Source organism: Streptomyces sp. NPDC126503 (assembly GCF_040302405.1).
Taxonomy (GTDB): Bacteria; Actinomycetota; Actinomycetes; order Streptomycetales; family Streptomycetaceae; genus Streptomyces; species Streptomyces gulbargensis.
In genome coordinates this window covers 1-17,082 of sequence record NZ_JBEORS010000002.1, presented here as the reverse complement: position 1 = coordinate 17,082, position 17,082 = coordinate 1, and the positions used below count along the sequence as shown (strand labels likewise).

Here is a 17,082-nt window from a genome sequence, read left to right as displayed (position 1 = left end):
CCGACCAGGGCTGTCGCTCACGAGAAGGGCATGTTTCACGTGAAACCGATCGACCCGCGCCTGCTCCGTCACGCCCGGGCCACCCGCGTCTTCCTGATCGCGGTGGTGCTGCTCGGCCTGGTCGGGGCGGCGCTGGTCGTCGCCCAGGCGATGCTCATCGCCGAGGTCGTCGTGGGCTCCTTCCAGCGGGGCCTGTCGCTCTCGGCCCTCACCACACCCCTGGTGCTGCTCGCGGCCGTCGCGGTCGGACGCGGGGCGGTGTCCTGGCTCACCGAGCTGGCCGCCCACCGGGCGAGCGCCGCCGTGAAGTCCGAACTCCGCGGCCGGCTCCTCGCCCGCGCGGCGGCCCTCGGTCCCGGCTGGCTCAGTGGTCAGAGGACCGGGTCGCTCATCGCCCTCGCCACGCGGGGCGTCGACGCGCTCGACGACTACTTCGCCCGCTACCTGCCCCAGCTCGGGCTCGCGGTGGTCGTTCCGGTCGCCGTCCTGGCCCGGATCGTCACCGAGGACTGGGTCTCGGCGGCGATCATCGTCGTCACCCTGCCGCTCATCCCGGTCTTCATGATCCTCATCGGCTGGTACACCCAGGCGCGCATGGACCGGCAGTGGCGTCTGCTGTCCCGGCTCTCCGGCCACTTCCTGGACGTGGTCGCGGGCCTGCCCACCCTGAAGGTCTTCGGACGGGCGAAGGCGCAGGCCGAGTCCGTCCGGGCGATCACCTCGGAGTACCGCCGCGCGACCCTCCGCACGCTGCGGATCGCCTTCCTCTCCTCCTTCGCGCTCGAACTCCTCTCGACCCTCTCGGTCGCGCTGGTCGCCGTGACCATCGGCATGCGGCTCGTCCACGGCGAACTGGACCTCTACACCGGACTCGTGATCCTCGTCCTGGCGCCCGAGGCGTATCTGCCGCTGCGCCAGGTCGGAGCGCAGTACCACGCCGCGGCGGAAGGCCTCGCCGCGGCGGAGGAGATCTTCGAAGTCCTCGAACAGCCGGTACGGGGCGGCGGCACGGCCCCGGTGCCGGACACCGTGCGCCTGGAGCTCGACCGGGTGACCGTCCGCCACGCGGGGCGCGCCACACCGTCCCTGAACGCGGCGACACTGACCGTCGAACCCGGCGAGACCGTGGCCCTGGTCGGACCGAGTGGCGTCGGCAAGTCGACACTCCTCGACGTGGTGCTCGGCTTCACGGTGCCGGAAGAGGGTTCGGTACGGGTCGGGGGCGCCACGCCGGCAACGGAAAGCCCGGCGGGCGAGGCAGCGGCAGGCGCCGGCGGCGCGGAGCTGGGCTCGCTCGACCTGGCGGCCTGGCGGGAGCGGATCGCCTGGGTGCCCCAGCGGCCGTACCTCTTCGCCGGAACGATCGCCGAGAACGTACGCCTCGCCCGGCCCGACGCCTCCGACGAGGCGGTACGGCAGGCGCTGCGGGACGCCGGGGCCGACGGCTTCGTCGCCGGACTGCCTCAGGGACTCGCCACGGAACTCGGCGAGGACGGGGCCGGACTGTCGGCGGGCCAGCGCCAGCGCCTGTCGCTCGCGCGGGCCTTCCTGGCGGACCGGCCGCTGCTGCTGCTCGACGAGCCGACGGCGTCGCTGGACGGCGAGACGGAGGCCGGGGTGGTCGAGGCCGTCCGCCGGCTCGCGGCCGGACGCACCGTCCTGCTCGTCGTGCACCGCCCCGCGCTCCTCGCGGTCGCGGACCGGGTCGTGCGGCTGTCGCCGCCGGCCGGTCCGGCCCGTCCCGTCGTACCGGGGGCCACGGCCGTGGGCGCGCTGGATGAGGTGGCGCGGGACACCGACGGGCCGGCCCCGGACGGCGGGCCGGACGTGGACCCTGAGCAGGACGTGGACCACGGGTCGGACCCGCGCCAGGACGGTGCGGAGCGGCTCGCGGGTGCGGCCCTGGAGACTCCGGACGGGACGGCACGGGGCGCCGACGGTGCCCGTTCGGCCGCGGGAGGGGGCGGTCAGGACCGAGGGGTGACCGCGCGTCCCGACGGTGCCGGGCGGGACGGCGGGTCCGGGGGCGTGCCCGAGGCGGCCGAGGGTGCCGGCACCGGCGCCGCGGCCGGGCGCTCCGGGGAAGCGGCGGCCCCTGCCACCGGGGGCCCCGGGCTGCCGGTCCTGGGGCGGGTCCGCGCGATGGCCGGTGAGCTCAGGGGCCGGATGGGACTCGCCCTGCTCCTCGGCAGCCTCGCCCTCGGTTCCGCCGTCGGCCTCATGGCCGTCTCCGGCTGGCTGATCTCCCGCGCCTCCGAGCAGCCTCCCGTCCTCCACCTGATGGTCGCGGTCACCGCCACCCGTGCCTTCGGCATCGGCCGGGCCGTGTTCCGTTACGCCGAACGCCTCGTCTCGCACGACGCCGTGCTCCGCATGCTGGCCGAGCTGCGCGTCTCCGTCTACCGGCGCCTGGAGCGGATCGCCCCGGCCGGACTGCGGCGCACCCGGCGCGGCGACCTCCTCTCCCGGCTCGTCCAGGACGTCGACGCGCTCCAGGACTACTGGCTGCGCTGGCTGCTGCCGGCCGGCGCCGCCCTGGTCGTGGGCATCGCCTCCGTCGGGTTCACCACCTGGCTGCTGCCCGAGGCCGGAGCCGTCCTCGCGGTGGGTCTGCTGCTCGCCGGCGTCGCCGTGCCGCTCCTGAGCGGCGCCCTCGCCCGGCGGGCCGAGCGCCGCCTCGCCCCGGCCCGTGGTGTCCTCGCCACCACGGTGGGCGACCTGCTGCGCGGCTGCGGCGAACTGACGGTCGCCGGCGCGCTGCGCGAGCGCACCGAGCGCGCCGCCACCGCCGACCGCGCCCTCACCGGCATCGCGTCCCGGCAGGCCGCCGCCACCGCGCTCGGCGCCGGACTGTCCGCCCTGGTGTGCGGCCTGACGGTGGTGGCCGCCGCGTGCGCCGGCGTCCAGGCCGTACGCGACGGGCGGCTCGACGGGGTGGCCCTCGCCGTGGTCGTCCTCACCCCGCTGGCCGCCTTCGAGGCCGTCACCGGACTGCCCCTCGCCGTCCAGTACCGGCAGCGCGTCCGGCACAGCGCCGAGCGGGTCTTCGAGGTGCTCGACGCGCCCGCCCCCGTCCACGAACCACGGACGCCCGCCACTCCCCCGGCGAGCGCGTTCCCGCTGGTCCTCGACGGGATCACCGCCCGGTACGCCGGGCAGGACCGACCGGCGCTCGACGGCTTCGGGCTCACCCTGGAGCCCGGCCGGCGGATCGCCGTCGTCGGCGCCTCCGGCTCCGGCAAGACCACGCTCGCCCAGGTGCTGCTGCGGTTCCTGGACGCCGAGCACGGCGCGTACCGGCTGGGCGGGGTGCCCGCGCGGGAGCTCGACGGGGACGACGTACGGCGGTTCGTGGGTCTCTGCGCCCAGGACGCCCACCTCTTCGACAGCTCCGTCCGCGAGAACCTGCGGCTCGCCCGCCCCGGCGCCGAGGACGCCGAACTCCGCGAGGCACTGCGCCGGGCCCGACTGCTCGACTGGGTGGACGGGCTGCCGAACGGCCTCGACACCCTCGTCGGCGAGCACGGCTCGCAACTGTCCGGCGGCCAGCGCCAGCGCCTCGCGCTCGCCCGCGCCCTCCTCGCCGACTTCCCGGTCCTCGTCCTCGACGAACCGGCCGAACACCTGGACCTGGCCACCGCCGACGCCCTCACCGAGGACCTGCTGCGGGCCACCGAGGGCCGCACCACGGTGCTCATCACCCACCGTCTCCACGGTCTCGACGCGGTGGACGAGGTACTGGTCCTCGACGCCGGCAGGACCGTGCAGCGCGGCCCGTACACCGCACTCGCCTCGGTGGACGGGCCCCTGCGGCGCATGCTGGCCCAGGAGCGGGCGACCGATCTGCTCACGGCGGCGGCCGGCGCGGGAGGGTGACGCGGGGCGAGGGGTGAGCGGCGGCCGACTTTTCTCGCCAAATAGGACTTACTAGGCTCACGTCCATGACCGCCGACGTGCCGGACGTCCCGGACCCGCTGGAGAGCGCCACCCGGGCCACCCGCAGCCTCCAGGGCCTGTCCACGGAACTCACCGCCCGTGTCCCGCAGCTCCTGGAGGCGATGCGCTCGGTCGGTACGGGGCTGGAACTCCACTCCACCCTGGACCGCATCTGCGAGACCGCCGCCGAACTCGCCGACGCGCGTTACGCGGCGATCGGCGTCGTCGACGAGGAGGGCGACGGCCTGTCCGACTTCGTCACCCACGGCGTCGACGAGGCGACGGCCCGCCGCGTCGGCCGCCGCCCCGACGGGCACGCGGGGCTGCTCGGCGCCCTCATCCGGGAACCGAGGACCATCCGGCTCACCGACCTGACCGCCGACCCGCGCGCCGCCGGCTTTCCGGCCGGGCACCCCCCGATGCGGACCTTCCTCGGGGTTCCGATCCGGGTCCAGGGCGAGATCTTCGGCAACCTCTACCTGGCCGAGAAACGCGGCGGCGGACCCTTCGACGACGACGACGCCCACATGGTCCGGGTGCTCGCCACCGAGGCGGGGATCGCCATCGGCAACGCCCGCCTCTACGAGGCGGCCCGGCAGCGCGAACGGTGGATCGACGGCTCGGTCGCCGTCACCACCGCCCTGCTCTCCGGCGGTGACGCGGACGACGCCCTCACCGTCGTCGCCGAACAGGCCCGCCGCCTCGCCGACGCCGACGCCGGGATCGTCCTGCTCCCGGCCGAGGAGGGCGGCCTGGAGATCGTGGCGGTCTCCGCGCCCCGGCCGACCAAGGCGCTCGGCGTGGTCCTCCCGCCCGAGAGCGCCGTCGTGGAACAACTCCTGGAGGGCGAGGCCGTCTTCGTGGCCGACGCCTCCACGGACCCGCGCATGGTGAGCGAACTGACCTCCGTGTACGGGCCCAGCATGATCCTTCCGCTGCAGAGCGGGGGCCGGGTGCTCGGCGCACTGGCCACGCCCCGGGCGCGCGGCGCCCGCCCCTTCACGGAGACGGAACGGACCCTCGCCACCCAGTTCGCCTCGCAGGCGGCGCTCGCCCTGATGATGGCCGACGCCCAGCGCGACCGGGAGCGGCTGGCCGTCTACGAGGACCGCGACCGCATCGCCCGCGACCTGCACGACCTCGTCATCCAGCGGCTGTTCGCCACCGGGATGATGCTGGAGAGCGCCCAGCGGAAGTCGGTCGTCCCGGCCGTGCGCGAGGGCGTGGGCAAGGCCGTGGACGAACTGGACGTGACGATCCAGGAGATCCGCACGGCGATCTTCGCGCTCCAGCAGGGGCCGGCCGAGGCGCCCTCGGGGCTGCGGACCCGCGTGCTGCGGGAGATCAACATGGCGGCGGTGCCGCTGGGCTTCACGCCGGCCCACCGGTTCGTCGGCCCGGTCGACTCGGCGGTCGGCGAGCTCACGGGCAAGAACCTGATCGCAGCGCTCCGCGAGGCGCTCTCCAACGCCTTCCGGCACGCCGGGGCCGGGCGGATCGAGGTGCTCGTCGACGCGACCGTCACCCTGCCCGACGGTTCGGCCGGTGTACGGCTCTCGGTCGCGGACGACGGCATCGGCATCCCGCACGGCGGCCGGCGCAGCGGCCTGCGCAACCTGGCGCGCCGTGCCGAGTCCCTGGGCGGCGCGAGCTGGTGCGGCCCGGGCCTCCGGGAGGACGGCGGCGGTACGACGGTCGTGTGGGAGGCGCCGCTCCAGACCCGCCGCCCGGACCCGTCATGAGCCGGCGGCGCGCGTCGCCTCCGCGACGAGCCGTTCGATGACGACGGCCACCCCGTCCTCGTTGTTGCCGGCGGTGTGCCCCGAGGCGGCGGCGAAGACGTCGGGGTGGGCGTTGCCCATCGCGTACGAACGGCCGGCCCAGCTGAGCATCTCGATGTCGTTCGGCATGTCACCGAAGGCGACGACCTCCTCGGCGGCGATGCCGCGCTGGGCGCAGCACAGGGCGAGGGTGGAGGCCTTCGAGACGCCGAGGGCGCTGATCTCGACCAGGGCGGTGGGGCTGGACCGGGTGAAGGAGGCCAGGTGGCCGGCGGCCTGCCGGGACAGCGCGAGGAAGGCGTCCGGGTCGAGCTCACGGTGCTGGGCGAGGAGCTTCAGGACGGGGGCCGACGCGCCGGGCGTCTCCTCGAAGAGGAGCTTCTCGGCCGTGGCCACGGTGGCGCCCGGGTCGAGGAAGAAGGGCGGGTAGTCCGGCTCGTAGTGGATGCCGGTGGTGAGCTCGACGGCGAAGGCGGCGCCGGGGGCGGCGGCGCGCAGGGCCCGTACGACCTCCAGGGCGACGGACCGCTCCAGCGGGCGGACCTCCAGGAAGGTGCCGCCCGCGTGCAGGTCCACGACGGCGGCGCCGTTGGCGCAGATCGCCATGCCGTGACCGTGCACGTGGTCGGCGACCACGTCCATCCAGCGGGCCGGGCGGCCGGTGACGAAGAAGACCTCGATGCCGGCCCGCTCGGCGGCGGCGAGGGCGGCGACCGTGCGCTCGGACACGGACTTGTCGTCACGCAGGAGCGTGCCGTCGAGGTCGGTGGCGATCAGCCGGGGTGCGGGGGCCGGGGCCGGGGCGGTCGCGTGCGGGGAGCGGGGAGAGGTCACCGCACCATTCTTCCGTACCGCGCGCACGGGCGTGCGGGAGCCCGCACATCTGAGTGGGCGGATTTCGGCCTTCCGTGCGGGTCCGCCCAGGACCCGGCGGACGGGGCCCGCCCCTCCTGCCCTCCGAGCCCGGTCCCCTCCTGCCCTCCGAGCCCGGTCCCCTCCAGTTCTCCGGGCCCCGCCCCGTCCTCTCCTCCCGCGCTCCGGAAACGTCCGGCCCGCCTCCTCCCCGGGGACGTAGGCTCGGGCCATGAGCCTGCGTCTGAGCACTGTGATCCTGCCCGTCGACCGCTGGCACGAGGGCGGCCGTGAGAAGTGGCGGCGCGCCGAGGAGCTCGGCTTCCACGCCGCGTACACCTACGACCATCTGTCGTGGCGCACGTTCCGCGACGGCCCCTGGTTCGGCGCCCTGCCGACGCTCACCGCCGCCGCCACGGCCACCGAGCGGCTGCGGATCGGCACCCTCGTCACCTCGCCGAACTTCCGGCACCCGGTGACGCTGGCGAAGGAGCTGATGTCCCTCGACGACATCTCCGGAGGGCGGGTCACGCTCGGCATCGGGGCGGGCGGCAACGGCTTCGACGCCACCGCGCTCGGCCAGGAGGCGTGGACGCCGAAGGAGCGGGCGGACCGGTTCGGCGAGTTCGTGCCGCTGCTCGACCGGCTGCTGACCGAGGGCGCGGTGTCGCAGCGCGGTACGTTCTACTCGGCCGAGGAGGCCCGGAACCTGCCGGGCTGCGTCCAGCGGCCCCGGCTGCCGTTCGCGGTCGCCGCCACCGGGCCGCGCGGTTTGAAGCTGGCCGCGCGGTACGGGCAGGCGTGGGTGACGACCGGCGATCCGAAGCTGTACGAGACCGGCACGCCGGAGCAGTCGCGGGAGGCGCTGCGCGGACAGGTCGAGAAGCTGGGCAAGGCGTGTGCGGAGATCGGCCGCGATGTGGCCGAGGTCGACAAGATCCTGCTCCACGGGTTCAGCCCGGAACGGAACGCTCCGCTGGAGTCGGTGGACGCCTTCGTCGACTACGCCGGCCGCCACCGCGAGCTCGGCTTCACCGAGATCGTGATCCACTGGCCGGTCGCGGACTCCGACTTCGCCACCGACCCGGCCGTCTTCGAGTCCCTCGCCACCGAGGCCCTCGCCCAGCTCGGCTGAACCGGCACCGGCGGCTCGGGCCGCGGCGGCCGGGTCAGCGGACCCGGCCGTTCAGCCAGGGGGTGAGCGAGGTGCCGGGGACCGGTTCCTTGTACGTCTCGTCTCCGGGGAGCGGGACGATCAGCCACCAGCCGGGTGGGAAGAACCGTCCCTTCACATGGGCGAGGCCGTCGTACACCGAGCGGAGGAAGGCGGGGACGGCGTCACGGGGGATGTCCCAGAACTCGATGCCGTCCACCGTGATCAGGGCGTCGTCCTCGGGGAAGAGCCGGACGGTGACCGCGGGGGAGCCGCCCAGTTCGACGAAGGCCTCGTGCGGGAGGGAGCCGTCCGGGTCGAGGACGGTGAAGGCGCCTGCCGAGGTGCGGCGTGAGGTCCGGTCGGCGCCGATGTCGTCGGTGACGGTCGCCTCCCGCCCGTGTTCCCGGGCGATGGCGCGGACGGCGGTGACCGCCGCTTCGGTGCTGGGGAGGTGGAGGTGGGGCATGGGACCGATCATGCCCCGGGCGGTGAGCCGGAGGGGTGCCGTCAGCCCGGGAACCGGATGTACGCGGGTGGGACGGCCGCCGTCAGCCAGACGCCGTTGGCGCTGAGGCGGAAGACGTGGCCGTCGCGGTGCATGGCGCCCGCCGCGACGGCGAGGACGACCGGCCGGCCGCGGCGGGCCCCGACCCGGGTGGCGGTCTCCCGGTCGGGGGAGAGGTGCACGTCGTGGCGGGCCATGGGCCGCAGTCCCTCCGTCCGGATCGCGGGGAGCCGGTCCGCGACCGTCCCGTGGTAGAGGTACGCGGGCGGTTCGGTGGCGGGCAGGCCGAGGTCGACGGAGACGGTGTGGCCCTGGGCGGCCCGGATGCGGGTGCCGTCGATCGTGAATCTCTTCTTGTCGTTGGTGGCGACGACGTGGTCGAGTTCGTCCCGGCCGATCGGGAAGCCGTGCGCGGCGGCGGCCCGCAGCAGGGTGTCGATCTCGGTCCAGCCCTGGGGGTCGAGGACCAGTCCGATGCGGTCGGGCTGGTGGCGCAGGTGCTTGGACAGGTACTTCGAGACCTTCACCGTGCGTCGGTCGTCCCTGGGCTCCCGGTTCATGCGGTCAGGATGCCGGAGACCTGACTTTCGGGCCATCGAAAAACGGCGCAGATGTTTGATCCACAGCGAAGGCGAGTTATCCACAGGATCGCCGGGGGTTATGTGGACAACTCCCCGGCGTTATCAGGTGGTTCGTTCCTTGTCGTCGCCTTCGCGGTGACGTGCCGCCAGCGCGTCCAATGTCCTTTTCGCCAGCTCGCGGTCGGTCGCCGCGGCCACGAACGCCGCCACGCCCTCCGCGCCCACGAGGTCCCGCACGGCGCGGACCGTGTCCGACGGGAGCGGGACCGGCCGCGTCTCACCGGCCTTCGCCGGGGGCGGTTCGGGTGACAGGTGCAGGTGGAGGTGCCGGGTCGCCAGCAGTTGCATGGCGCGGGCGAGCTCCGCGTCGACCGTCTGCTGGGCGAGCGGCCGCAGGCGCCGCACCATCGTCGCCGCCTCCGCCGCGTCGGCGTCCGTCGGCGGCCGGTGCTCCAGATAGCGGGCGAAGACGTGCTCCGTGGTGAACTCCAGGAAGCGCGTCGCGATGTGCTCCACCTGATCGCGCAGCTCCCGCAGATGACCGGTGATCGCCGCCAGGGGAACACCCGCCGCGTGCAATTCGGCCGCCACGGCCAGTTCCTGCGGACTCGGCACGAGATACTCCTCCGTCCCGCCGCCCGGCAGCCGCTCCAGGACCCCCAGCTCGACGGCCTCCCGTACGGCGTCCTCGTCCGGAGTGCCGCCGAAGCGGGCGTCCAGCTCCTCCCGGGAGATGCGGTCCGCCCGCTCGTCCGTCCACGGCCCCTGGACCTCCGCGACCAGGCCGAGGACCCCGCCGAGTCCCCGGCCCGTGTCCCAGGCGTCCAGGAGCTCCTTGATCGAGGCCAGGGTGTAGCCGCGTTCGAGGAGGTCGGCGATCTGCCGCAGCCGGGCCAGGTGCGCGTCGCCGTACACGTTGGACCTGCCGCGCCGCTCCGGCCGGGGGAGCAGACCCCGGTCCTGGTAGGCGCGGATGGTCCGGACCGTGGCCCCGCTGTGATGGGCGAGATCCTCGATCCGGTACTCCGGCTGTGCTGACCGCTCCGACAAACCCGCTCCCGCCGACCGCTTTTCTCGCCCCGCCACCGCGCGACCCCCCGAGAGGGATCGTACGGCGGCCCCCTATCGGCCCCCCTACGCCGGTGGCTGCCAGCGGGCGAAGGCCCGCAGCACCCCGGGGCTGAGCCGCCCCAGCAGACGGGCCCCGCGCGCCTCGGGAGTCACCGGTACGACGGCCCGGTCGTGCAGCACCGCCCCCAGGATCGCGTCCGCGACCTTCTCCGGCGGGTAGTTCCGCAGACCGTACAGACGCGCCGCCTTCTTCCGTCGCCGCTTCTCCTCCGCCTCGTCCGTGACGCCCGCGAACCGCGCGGTCGACGTGATGCCGGTGTTGACGATCCCGGGGCAGATCGCGGACACCCCGATGCCCTGCCCCGCCAGCTCGGCCCGCAGGCACTCGCTGAGCATCAGCACGGCCGCCTTCGAGGTGCTGTAGGCGGGCAGCGCGCGGGAGGGCTGGAAGGCCGCCGCCGACGCGATGTTGACGATGTGGCCGCCCTGGCCGCGGTCGGCCATCCGCGCGCCGAAGACCCGGCAGCCGTGGACAACCCCCCACAGGTTGACGTCCAGGACCCGCTTCCACTCGTCGGTCGTGGTGTCGAAGAAGGAGCCGGTGAGCCCGATGCCCGCGTTGTTGACCAGGACGTCGACGGTCCCGTACTCCCCCTCGACCTTCGCGGCCAGCTTCTCCATCGCCTGCTCGTCGGCGACGTCCACCGTCTCGCCCCAGGCCTCCGCCGCACCGATCAGCCGGGCCATCTCCGCCGTACGGACCGCGCCCTCGCCGTCCCGGTCCACGGCCACGACCCGCGCGCCCGCCTCGGCGAAGGCGAAGGCGGTGGCCCGCCCGATGCCGCTCGCCGCGCCGGTCACCAGCACCAGCCGGCCGCCGAACCGCTCCGCGTACTCCGGCCGTACCCCGCCACGCGCCGCCGCCGCGGCGGGCTTCGGCGCCCGCGCCGCGGGCTCCTCGTGCGTCCGGACGAACTCGGCCACCCACGCCGAGACCTGGTCCGGCCGGGTGCGCGGCACCCAGTGCTTGGCCGACAGCGTCCGCCGGGTCAGCTCGGGGACCCACTCGCCGAGGTCGTCGTGGAGCCGTTCGGACAGGAAGGCGTCACCGACCGGTGTGATCAGCTGCACCGGCGCGTGCGCGTAGGCGTCGGGGCGGGGCCTGGACAGCCGGGCGCGGACGTTGTCCCGGTAGAGCCAGGCGCCGTGCGCCGCGTCGCTCGGCAGCGAGGCCGTCGGGTAGTCGCCGGCCGGGACCTTCTCGACCCGTTCGAGGATCTTCGGCCAGCGCTTGCCGAGCGGGCCGCGCCAGGCGAGCTCCGGCAGGACCGGGGTGTGCAGCAGGTACACGTACCAGGACTTCGCGCCCTGTCCGAGGAGCTGGCCCACCCGGCGCGGTGTCGGCCGGGTCGCCCGCCGCTTGATCCAGTGTCCGAAGTGGTCCAGGGACGGGCCCGAGATCGAGGTGAACGAGGCGATCCGGCCCTGGGTGCGGCCGACCGTCACGAACTCCCAGGACTGCACCGAGCCCCAGTCGTGCCCCACCAGGTGCACCGGCCGGTCCGGGCTGACGGCGTCGGCCACCGCCAGGAAGTCGTCCGTCAGCTTCTCCAGGGTGAACCCGCCGCGCAGCGGGACCGGTGCCGTCGACCGGCCGTGCCCCCGCACGTCGTACAGCACCACGTGGAACTCGCCGGCCAGGCGGAGCGCAACCTCGGACCACACCTCCTTGGAGTCCGGGTAGCCGTGCACGAGCAGCACCGTCGGCCGGGCCGGGTCGCCGAGTTCGGCCACGCACAGCTCGATCCCGCCCGTGCGGACCCACCGCTCCCGCGCCTCCGCGAGCCCCGCGCCGCCGCCCGTCCCCGCCCGTGCGCCCGTGTCCGTACGGTCGCCCGCGCCCGTACCGCCCACCCCGCCGATGTCCGCGTTCACGCCGCCGCCCCCTCTTCCTCGTTCCAGCGCCGCACGTGCGGCAGGTCGTCGTCCAGCCAGAAGGCGCTCTCCTCGGGGTCCTTCGAGTCGGTGACGACCAGGATCTCCTCGAACTTCGCGCCGGTCCCCCGGAACCCCAGGTGTGGTTCCACCGCCCACAGCCCCGGCATCGGCGGGTGGTCGGAGAACCGGTACGGCGACCAGAGCGGCGACCAGCCGTCCCGGTGGCCGTGCAGGGCGTCGCTCGCCAGCCCCTTCAGCGCCTGCGTGCCGAAGCCGAACAGCGTCGGTGACCAGCGGCGCTCCCGCACCCGGTCGATCTTGTGGGCGATCACGCCGAAGGGATAGGCCCGGTGCCGGTTCGCGTACCCCTGGCGGACCATGAGCCGGTCCACGTCCTCGTATATCTCGCGCAGCGTGCGCCGCTCGCGCACCTCCCGCAGGATCAGCTCGCGGTGGTCCCTGAGGTCGGCCAGCAGCCGGTCGTGCACCGGGTGGAGGCCGAGGCAGCCGCTGTAGCCGATATCCGCCGTGTAGCCGCGGTACACCGGCGCCATGTCGAGGATGAACGGCATCCCCGCCTCCAGGCGCCGGTTCGTCGGGAAGAACTGGAGCGGGACCCGGAAGCCGACGAAGGCGGTCCGGTCCCCGAACCAGGCGAACGGCCGGTGGAACCAGTCCCGCACCCCGCGCTCGTACAGCCATTCCCGCTGCATCCGCGCCGCCTCGCGCTCCGTCACCCCCGGCCGGAGCCGGGCCGCCACCGCCTCCGCGCACGCGTACGCCAGCCGCTGAACGTCCCTGAACCCCCGCAGCTCCGCGGTGAGTTCGCCTGTCACTGCTGAGGCCATGCCACCCGCCGTCCCGTGTGAGCACCCGATCGCACTACGCGTCCGTAACTTGACACCGATGAATGTGACAATGACCGGAGGCTGCGTCAAGGGTCCCGACGCGACCCTGGGGAAAACCGGGGGAGAAACCGGACGCGCCTCCGGGAAGGACACCCCTCCCGTCCTCCTCTGGTCGGACACCGACCGAGCCGTTGGGCTGACGACCGCTGTGTCCCCCGCCACTACGGTCGAGGTGTGACTGTGATCGCGACCGAAAGCCTCAGCAAGCGGTTTCCCCGGGTGACCGCTCTCGACCGGCTCTCCCTGGACATCGGGCCCGGTGTGACCGGACTGGTGGGTGCCAACGGAGCCGGCAAGTCCACGATGATCAAAATTTTGCTCGGACTCTCCCCCGCCACGGAGGGCCGCGCCGAGGTCCTCGGCCTCGACGTCGCCACCTCCGGGGCGCAGATCCGCGAGCGCGTCGGCTACATGCCGGAGCACGACTGCCTGCCGCCCGACGTCTCGGCGACCGAGTTCGTCGTCCACATGGCGCGCATGTCGGGCCTGCCGCCGACCGCCGCCCGCGAACGGACCGCCGACACCCTGCGCCACGTCGGCCTCTACGAGGAGCGCTACCGCCCCATCGGCGGCTACTCGACCGGCATGAAGCAGCGCGTGAAGCTCGCGCAGGCCCTGGTCCACGACCCGCGCCTGGTCCTCCTCGACGAGCCGACCAACGGTCTCGACCCGGTCGGCCGCGACGAGATGCTCGGACTGATCCGCCGCGTGTGGACCGACTTCGGCATCTCCGTCCTCGTCACCTCCCACCTCCTCGGCGAACTGGAACGCACCTGCGACCACGTCGTCGTCATCGACGGCGGCAAGCTGCTCCGCTCCAGCTCCACCAGCGACTTCACCCGCACCACCACCACGCTGGCGGTCGAGGTCACCGACTCCGACACCCACCCGGACGGCACGGCCGCCCTGCGCGCCGCCCTCAGCGGGGCCGGCGTCACCCTCCACCCGGGGACCGAGGAGGGCCTGCCCGGGGCCGGGCACGTCCTGCTCCTGGAGGCGGCCGGCGAGGAGACGTACGACATCGTGCGGGACACCGTGGCCGGTCTCGGTCTCGGACTCGTCCGCATGGAGCAGCGCCGCCACCACATCGCCGAGGTCTTCCGCCCCGAAGGGCCCCCGCAGCACGAGGAGGTGCCGGCCCGATGAGCACCCACACCCCCAAGGCCGCTCCCACGACCGACACGACCCGCATCCACAACATCGGATACCGGTCCTACGACGGTCCGCGCCTCGGCCGCGCGTACGCCCGCCGCTCCCTCTTCTCGCAGTCGCTGCGCGGTGCCTACGGCCTCGGCCGCAGCGCCAAGTCGAAGGTGCTGCCGATGCTGCTCTTCGCGGTGATGTGCGTCCCGGCGCTGATCCTCGTCGCGGTCGCGGTGGTCGGCAAGCAGGCCAAGCTGTCGATCGAGTACACCGAGTACGCGATCTACCTCCAGATGGTCATCGGCATCTACCTGGCGTCCCAGGCGCCCCAGTCCGTCTCCCGGGACCTGCGGTTCAGGACGGTGCCGCTGTACTTCTCGCGGCCGATCGAGCGCGCCGACTACGTCCTCGCCAAGTTCGGCGCGATGGCCTCGGCGCTGTTCCTCCTGACGGCCTCGCCGCTGCTGATCCTGTGGATCGGCGCCCTCCTGGCGAAGATGGACTTCTGGGAGCAGACGGCGATGTTCGGCCAGGGGCTCGTGTCGGTCGCCCTGCTGTCCCTGTTGTTCGGCGGCATCGGGCTGGTGATGGCGGCCCTCACGCCGCGCCGCGGCTTCGGCGTCGCCGCCGTGATCGCCGTCCTCGTCATCTCGTACGGGGCGGTCTCCACCCTCATGGGCATCGCCTACGCCACCGACAACACCGATGTCATCCCGTGGCTCGGCCTCTTCTCGCCGATCACCCTCATCGACGGGGTGCAGACCGCGTTCCTCGGCGCGCCCAGCGCCTTCCCGGACGGCGGAGGCCCGGACTCCGGTGCCGGCGTGGTCTATCTCCTGGTCGTCCTCGCGCTGATCGCCGGTTCGTACGGCATCCTGATGCGCCGCTACCGAAAGGCCGGGCTGTGACCGTCCTCCCGTCGCCCACCACCACCCTGACGAAGAACGGGCCGCGCCCATGAGCGTTCTCTCCATCGACCACGTCTCGCGCTGGTTCGGCAACGTCGTGGCCGTCAACGACGTCACGATGTCCGTCGGCCCGGGCGTCACCGGTCTCCTCGGCCCCAACGGCGCCGGCAAGTCCACGCTCATCAACATGATGGGCGGCTTCCTCGACCCGTCGACGGGCGGCGTGACCCTCGACGGGGAGACGATCTGGCGCAACGAGTCGGTCTACCGGAAGATCGGCGTCGTCCCCGAGCGGGAGGCGATGTACGACTTCCTCACCGGACGCGAATTCGTCCTCGCCAACGCCGAACTGCAGGGCCTCGGCGGCGCGGAGGCCCAGCGGGCCCTGGCCACGGTGGAGATGGAGTACGCCCAGGACCGGCGGATCTCCACCTACAGCAAGGGCATGCGGCAGCGCGTGAAGATGGCCTCGGCGCTCGTCCACGAGCCGTCCGTGCTGCTCCTCGACGAACCGTTCAACGGCATGGACCCGCGCCAGCGCATGCAGCTGATGGACCTGCTGCGGCGGATGGGCGCGGAGGGCCGCACGGTCCTGTTCTCCTCGCACATCCTGGAGGAGGTCGAGCAGCTCGCCTCCCACATCGAGGTGATCGTGGCCGGCCGGCACGCCGCCTCCGGCGACTTCCGCCGGATCCGCCGCCTGATGACGGACCGGCCGCACCGCTACCTGGTGCGGTCCAGCGACGACCGGGCGCTGGCCGCCGCGCTGATCGCCGACCCGTCCACGGCCGGCATCGAGGTCGATCACGGGGAGGGCGGACTGCGCGTCCAGGCCGTCGACTTCGGCCGGTTCACGGAACTGCTGCCGAGGGTCGCGCGCGAGCGCGGCATCCGGCTGCTCACGGTCTCGCCCTCGGACGAGTCCCTCGAATCGGTCTTCTCGTACCTCGTCGCGGCCTGAAAGGAGCCTGACCGATGTACAACCCCACAGTCGCTCGGCTCACCTACCGGGCCCTCCTGGGCCGCCGCCGGGCCGCGCTCCTCTTCCTCCTGCCCGGCATGCTGCTGGTCATCGCCGCGGCGATCCGCCTCCTGAACGGGGCGGACGACCAGGTCGCCGCCGACGTCCTCGGCGGGTTCGCCCTGGCCACCATGGTGCCGCTGATCGGCGTGATCGCCGGAACGGGCGCGATCGGTCCGGAGATCGACGACGGCTCGATCGTGTACCTGCTGTCCAAGCCGGTGAAGCGGCCCACGATCATCCTGACCAAGCTGACCGTGGCCGTCGCGGTCACCATGGTCTTCTCGGCGGTGCCGACGCTGCTCGCCGGCTTCATCCTCAACGGCAACGGCCAGCAGGTCGCCGTCGCCTACACGGTGGCCGCGCTGGTCGCCTCCATCGCCTACAGCGCCCTGTTCCTGCTGCTCGGCACGGTCAGCCGGCACGCCGTGGTGATCGGCCTCGTCTACGCGCTGGTCTGGGAGGCCCTGTTCGGCTCCCTGATCGCCGGTGCCCGGACCCTGAGCGTCCAGCAGTGGGCGCTCGCCCTCGCGGAGAAGGTCACCGGGGAGGGCCTCATCAGCTCGGAGGTGGGCCTGACCACGGCGGTCGTCCTGCTGGCCGCGGTCACGGTCGCCGCCACCTGGTTCGCCGGCCACAAGCTGCGCACCCTGACCGTGGCGGGCGAGGAGTAGGACGTCCCCCGCGCGGACGGGGCGGCGACGGCGGTACGGCTCCGAGGGGCGTCGCCCGGATTCCGGGAGGCCCGCCCCGGAGCCGTACCGCCACCGCCTTCTCCACCCGGCCCGGTCGCGCCCGGGAGGCGGACCGGTGGCGGGAGCGGTCGCACGTGCCGGTCGCGTCCGGCCGGCAGGCCGACGGCGAGCGCTGTCGCGCAGACGCCCAGGACCAGCGAGAGCGGGAGCGTCCAGGAGCCGGTGGACTGGTGGAGGGCGCCGGCCACCAGCGGGCCCGCGGCGGCGAGGAGATAGCCGACGGTCTGCGCCATGCCCGAGAGGCGGGCGGCCGTGACGGCGTCCCCGGAGCGCAGCACGATCAGGGTGAGGGCGAGGCCCACCGCGCCGCCCTGCCCGACGCCGAGCAGTCCTGACCAGAGCCAGGCGCCCTGGACGGGGGCGGCCAGGAGACCGGCGTATCCGGCCGCCACCAGGGTGGTGACGAGGACGACCAGGGCCCGCTGGTCGCGGGTCCGGCCGGCGAGGAGCGGGACGGCGAAGGCGCCCGCGACCTGGGTCAGGTTGTTGAAGGCGAAGATGACACCGGCGGTGGAGCGGCTCATGCC

At 73.7% G+C, this 17,082-nt stretch carries 13 protein-coding genes and 1 pseudogene; 7 read left to right on the top strand and 7 right to left on the bottom strand.

Going from position 1 to position 17,082, the window contains the following annotated elements; translation table 11 throughout:
* The first annotated feature begins 30 nt into the window (after window positions 1-30).
* Both cydD and ABTY40_RS02850 read left to right on the top strand, forming a co-directional pair.
* On the top strand, window positions 31-3,876 hold the full coding sequence (gene cydD / locus ABTY40_RS02855) for a thiol reductant ABC exporter subunit CydD (RefSeq protein ID WP_352057869.1): 3,846 nt from the start codon (window positions 31-33) through the stop codon (window positions 3,874-3,876).
* Between the two features lie 65 nt (window positions 3,877-3,941).
* Window positions 3,942-5,678 (top strand): sensor histidine kinase, encoded by a 1,737-nt coding sequence (locus ABTY40_RS02850; RefSeq protein WP_352057868.1) that lies wholly within the window; start codon window positions 3,942-3,944, stop codon window positions 5,676-5,678.
* On the opposite strand, the gene ABTY40_RS02845 is transcribed toward ABTY40_RS02850, so the two are convergent.
* Window positions 5,673-6,551, bottom strand: a complete 879-nt coding sequence (locus ABTY40_RS02845; protein WP_352057867.1) for an HAD family hydrolase — start codon at window positions 6,549-6,551, stop codon at window positions 5,673-5,675. The genes ABTY40_RS02850 and ABTY40_RS02845 overlap by 6 nt on opposite strands.
* Before the next feature lie 250 nt (window positions 6,552-6,801).
* Here ABTY40_RS02845 and ABTY40_RS02840 point away from each other — a divergent pair, with 250 nt between their 5' ends.
* A complete protein-coding gene (locus tag ABTY40_RS02840; RefSeq protein ID WP_352057866.1) occupies window positions 6,802-7,704 on the top strand; it encodes an LLM class flavin-dependent oxidoreductase in 903 nt (300 codons plus the stop codon).
* 34 nt (window positions 7,705-7,738) lie between these two features.
* Here the strand turns inward: ABTY40_RS02840 and ABTY40_RS02835 are convergent, their stop codons facing one another.
* The 5 genes from ABTY40_RS02835 to ABTY40_RS02815 all read right to left on the bottom strand — a co-directional run bounded on the left by ABTY40_RS02835 (window position 7,739) and on the right by ABTY40_RS02815 (window position 12,668).
* Entirely contained in the window at window positions 7,739-8,191 is a 453-nt protein-coding gene (locus ABTY40_RS02835) for a hypothetical protein (RefSeq protein ID WP_352057865.1), read from the bottom strand.
* Between the two features lie 41 nt (window positions 8,192-8,232).
* Entirely contained in the window at window positions 8,233-8,790 is a 558-nt protein-coding gene (locus ABTY40_RS02830; protein ID WP_352057864.1) for an RNA 2'-phosphotransferase, read from the bottom strand.
* A 123-nt stretch (window positions 8,791-8,913) separates the two neighbouring features.
* Entirely contained in the window at window positions 8,914-9,861 is a 948-nt protein-coding gene (locus tag ABTY40_RS02825; protein ID WP_352057863.1) for a MerR family transcriptional regulator, read from the bottom strand.
* Between the two features lie 84 nt (window positions 9,862-9,945).
* Window positions 9,946-11,688, bottom strand: coding sequence for an SDR family oxidoreductase (locus ABTY40_RS02820; RefSeq protein WP_502990491.1), 1,743 nt, complete (start codon window positions 11,686-11,688; stop codon window positions 9,946-9,948).
* A gap of 125 nt (window positions 11,689-11,813) precedes the next feature.
* Window positions 11,814-12,668, bottom strand: a complete 855-nt coding sequence (locus tag ABTY40_RS02815; RefSeq protein WP_352057861.1) for a M24 family metallopeptidase — start codon at window positions 12,666-12,668, stop codon at window positions 11,814-11,816.
* A 240-nt stretch (window positions 12,669-12,908) separates the two neighbouring features.
* Here ABTY40_RS02815 and ABTY40_RS02810 point away from each other — a divergent pair, with 240 nt between their 5' ends.
* From ABTY40_RS02810 to ABTY40_RS02795, 4 genes are read left to right on the top strand one after another with little or no spacing between them, the layout of a single operon-like run.
* Window positions 12,909-13,874, top strand: coding sequence for an ABC transporter ATP-binding protein (locus ABTY40_RS02810; RefSeq protein WP_352058220.1), 966 nt, complete (start codon window positions 12,909-12,911; stop codon window positions 13,872-13,874).
* A complete protein-coding gene (locus ABTY40_RS02805) occupies window positions 13,871-14,779 on the top strand; it encodes an ABC transporter permease (RefSeq protein WP_352057860.1) in 909 nt (302 codons plus the stop codon). The genes ABTY40_RS02810 and ABTY40_RS02805 overlap by 4 nt, the downstream gene beginning before the upstream one ends.
* A 49-nt stretch (window positions 14,780-14,828) precedes the next feature.
* Entirely contained in the window at window positions 14,829-15,740 is a 912-nt protein-coding gene (locus ABTY40_RS02800) for an ABC transporter ATP-binding protein (protein WP_345280502.1), read from the top strand.
* A 14-nt stretch (window positions 15,741-15,754) separates the two neighbouring features.
* Entirely contained in the window at window positions 15,755-16,474 is a 720-nt protein-coding gene (locus tag ABTY40_RS02795; RefSeq protein ID WP_345280504.1) for an ABC transporter permease subunit, read from the top strand.
* Window positions 16,475-16,626: 152 nt separating this feature from the next.
* Here ABTY40_RS02795 and ABTY40_RS02790 read toward each other — a convergent pair.
* A pseudogene (locus ABTY40_RS02790) lies at window positions 16,627-17,082 on the bottom strand (MFS transporter); the annotation flags it as partial.

Coding starts and splice junctions, on each gene's coding strand:
- cydD (WP_352057869.1), top strand. CDS start 31: ATGTTTCACGTGAAACCGATCGACCCGCGCCTGCTCCGTCACGCCCGG.
- ABTY40_RS02850 (WP_352057868.1), top strand. CDS start 3,942: ATGACCGCCGACGTGCCGGACGTCCCGGACCCGCTGGAGAGCGCCACC.
- ABTY40_RS02840 (WP_352057866.1), top strand. CDS start 6,802: ATGAGCCTGCGTCTGAGCACTGTGATCCTGCCCGTCGACCGCTGGCAC.
- ABTY40_RS02835 (WP_352057865.1), bottom strand. CDS start 8,191: ATGCCCCACCTCCACCTCCCCAGCACCGAAGCGGCGGTCACCGCCGTC.
- ABTY40_RS02830 (WP_352057864.1), bottom strand. CDS start 8,790: ATGAACCGGGAGCCCAGGGACGACCGACGCACGGTGAAGGTCTCGAAG.
- ABTY40_RS02815 (WP_352057861.1), bottom strand. CDS start 12,668: ATGGCCTCAGCAGTGACAGGCGAACTCACCGCGGAGCTGCGGGGGTTC.
- ABTY40_RS02805 (WP_352057860.1), top strand. CDS start 13,871: ATGAGCACCCACACCCCCAAGGCCGCTCCCACGACCGACACGACCCGC.
- ABTY40_RS02800 (WP_345280502.1), top strand. CDS start 14,829: ATGAGCGTTCTCTCCATCGACCACGTCTCGCGCTGGTTCGGCAACGTC.
- ABTY40_RS02795 (WP_345280504.1), top strand. CDS start 15,755: ATGTACAACCCCACAGTCGCTCGGCTCACCTACCGGGCCCTCCTGGGC.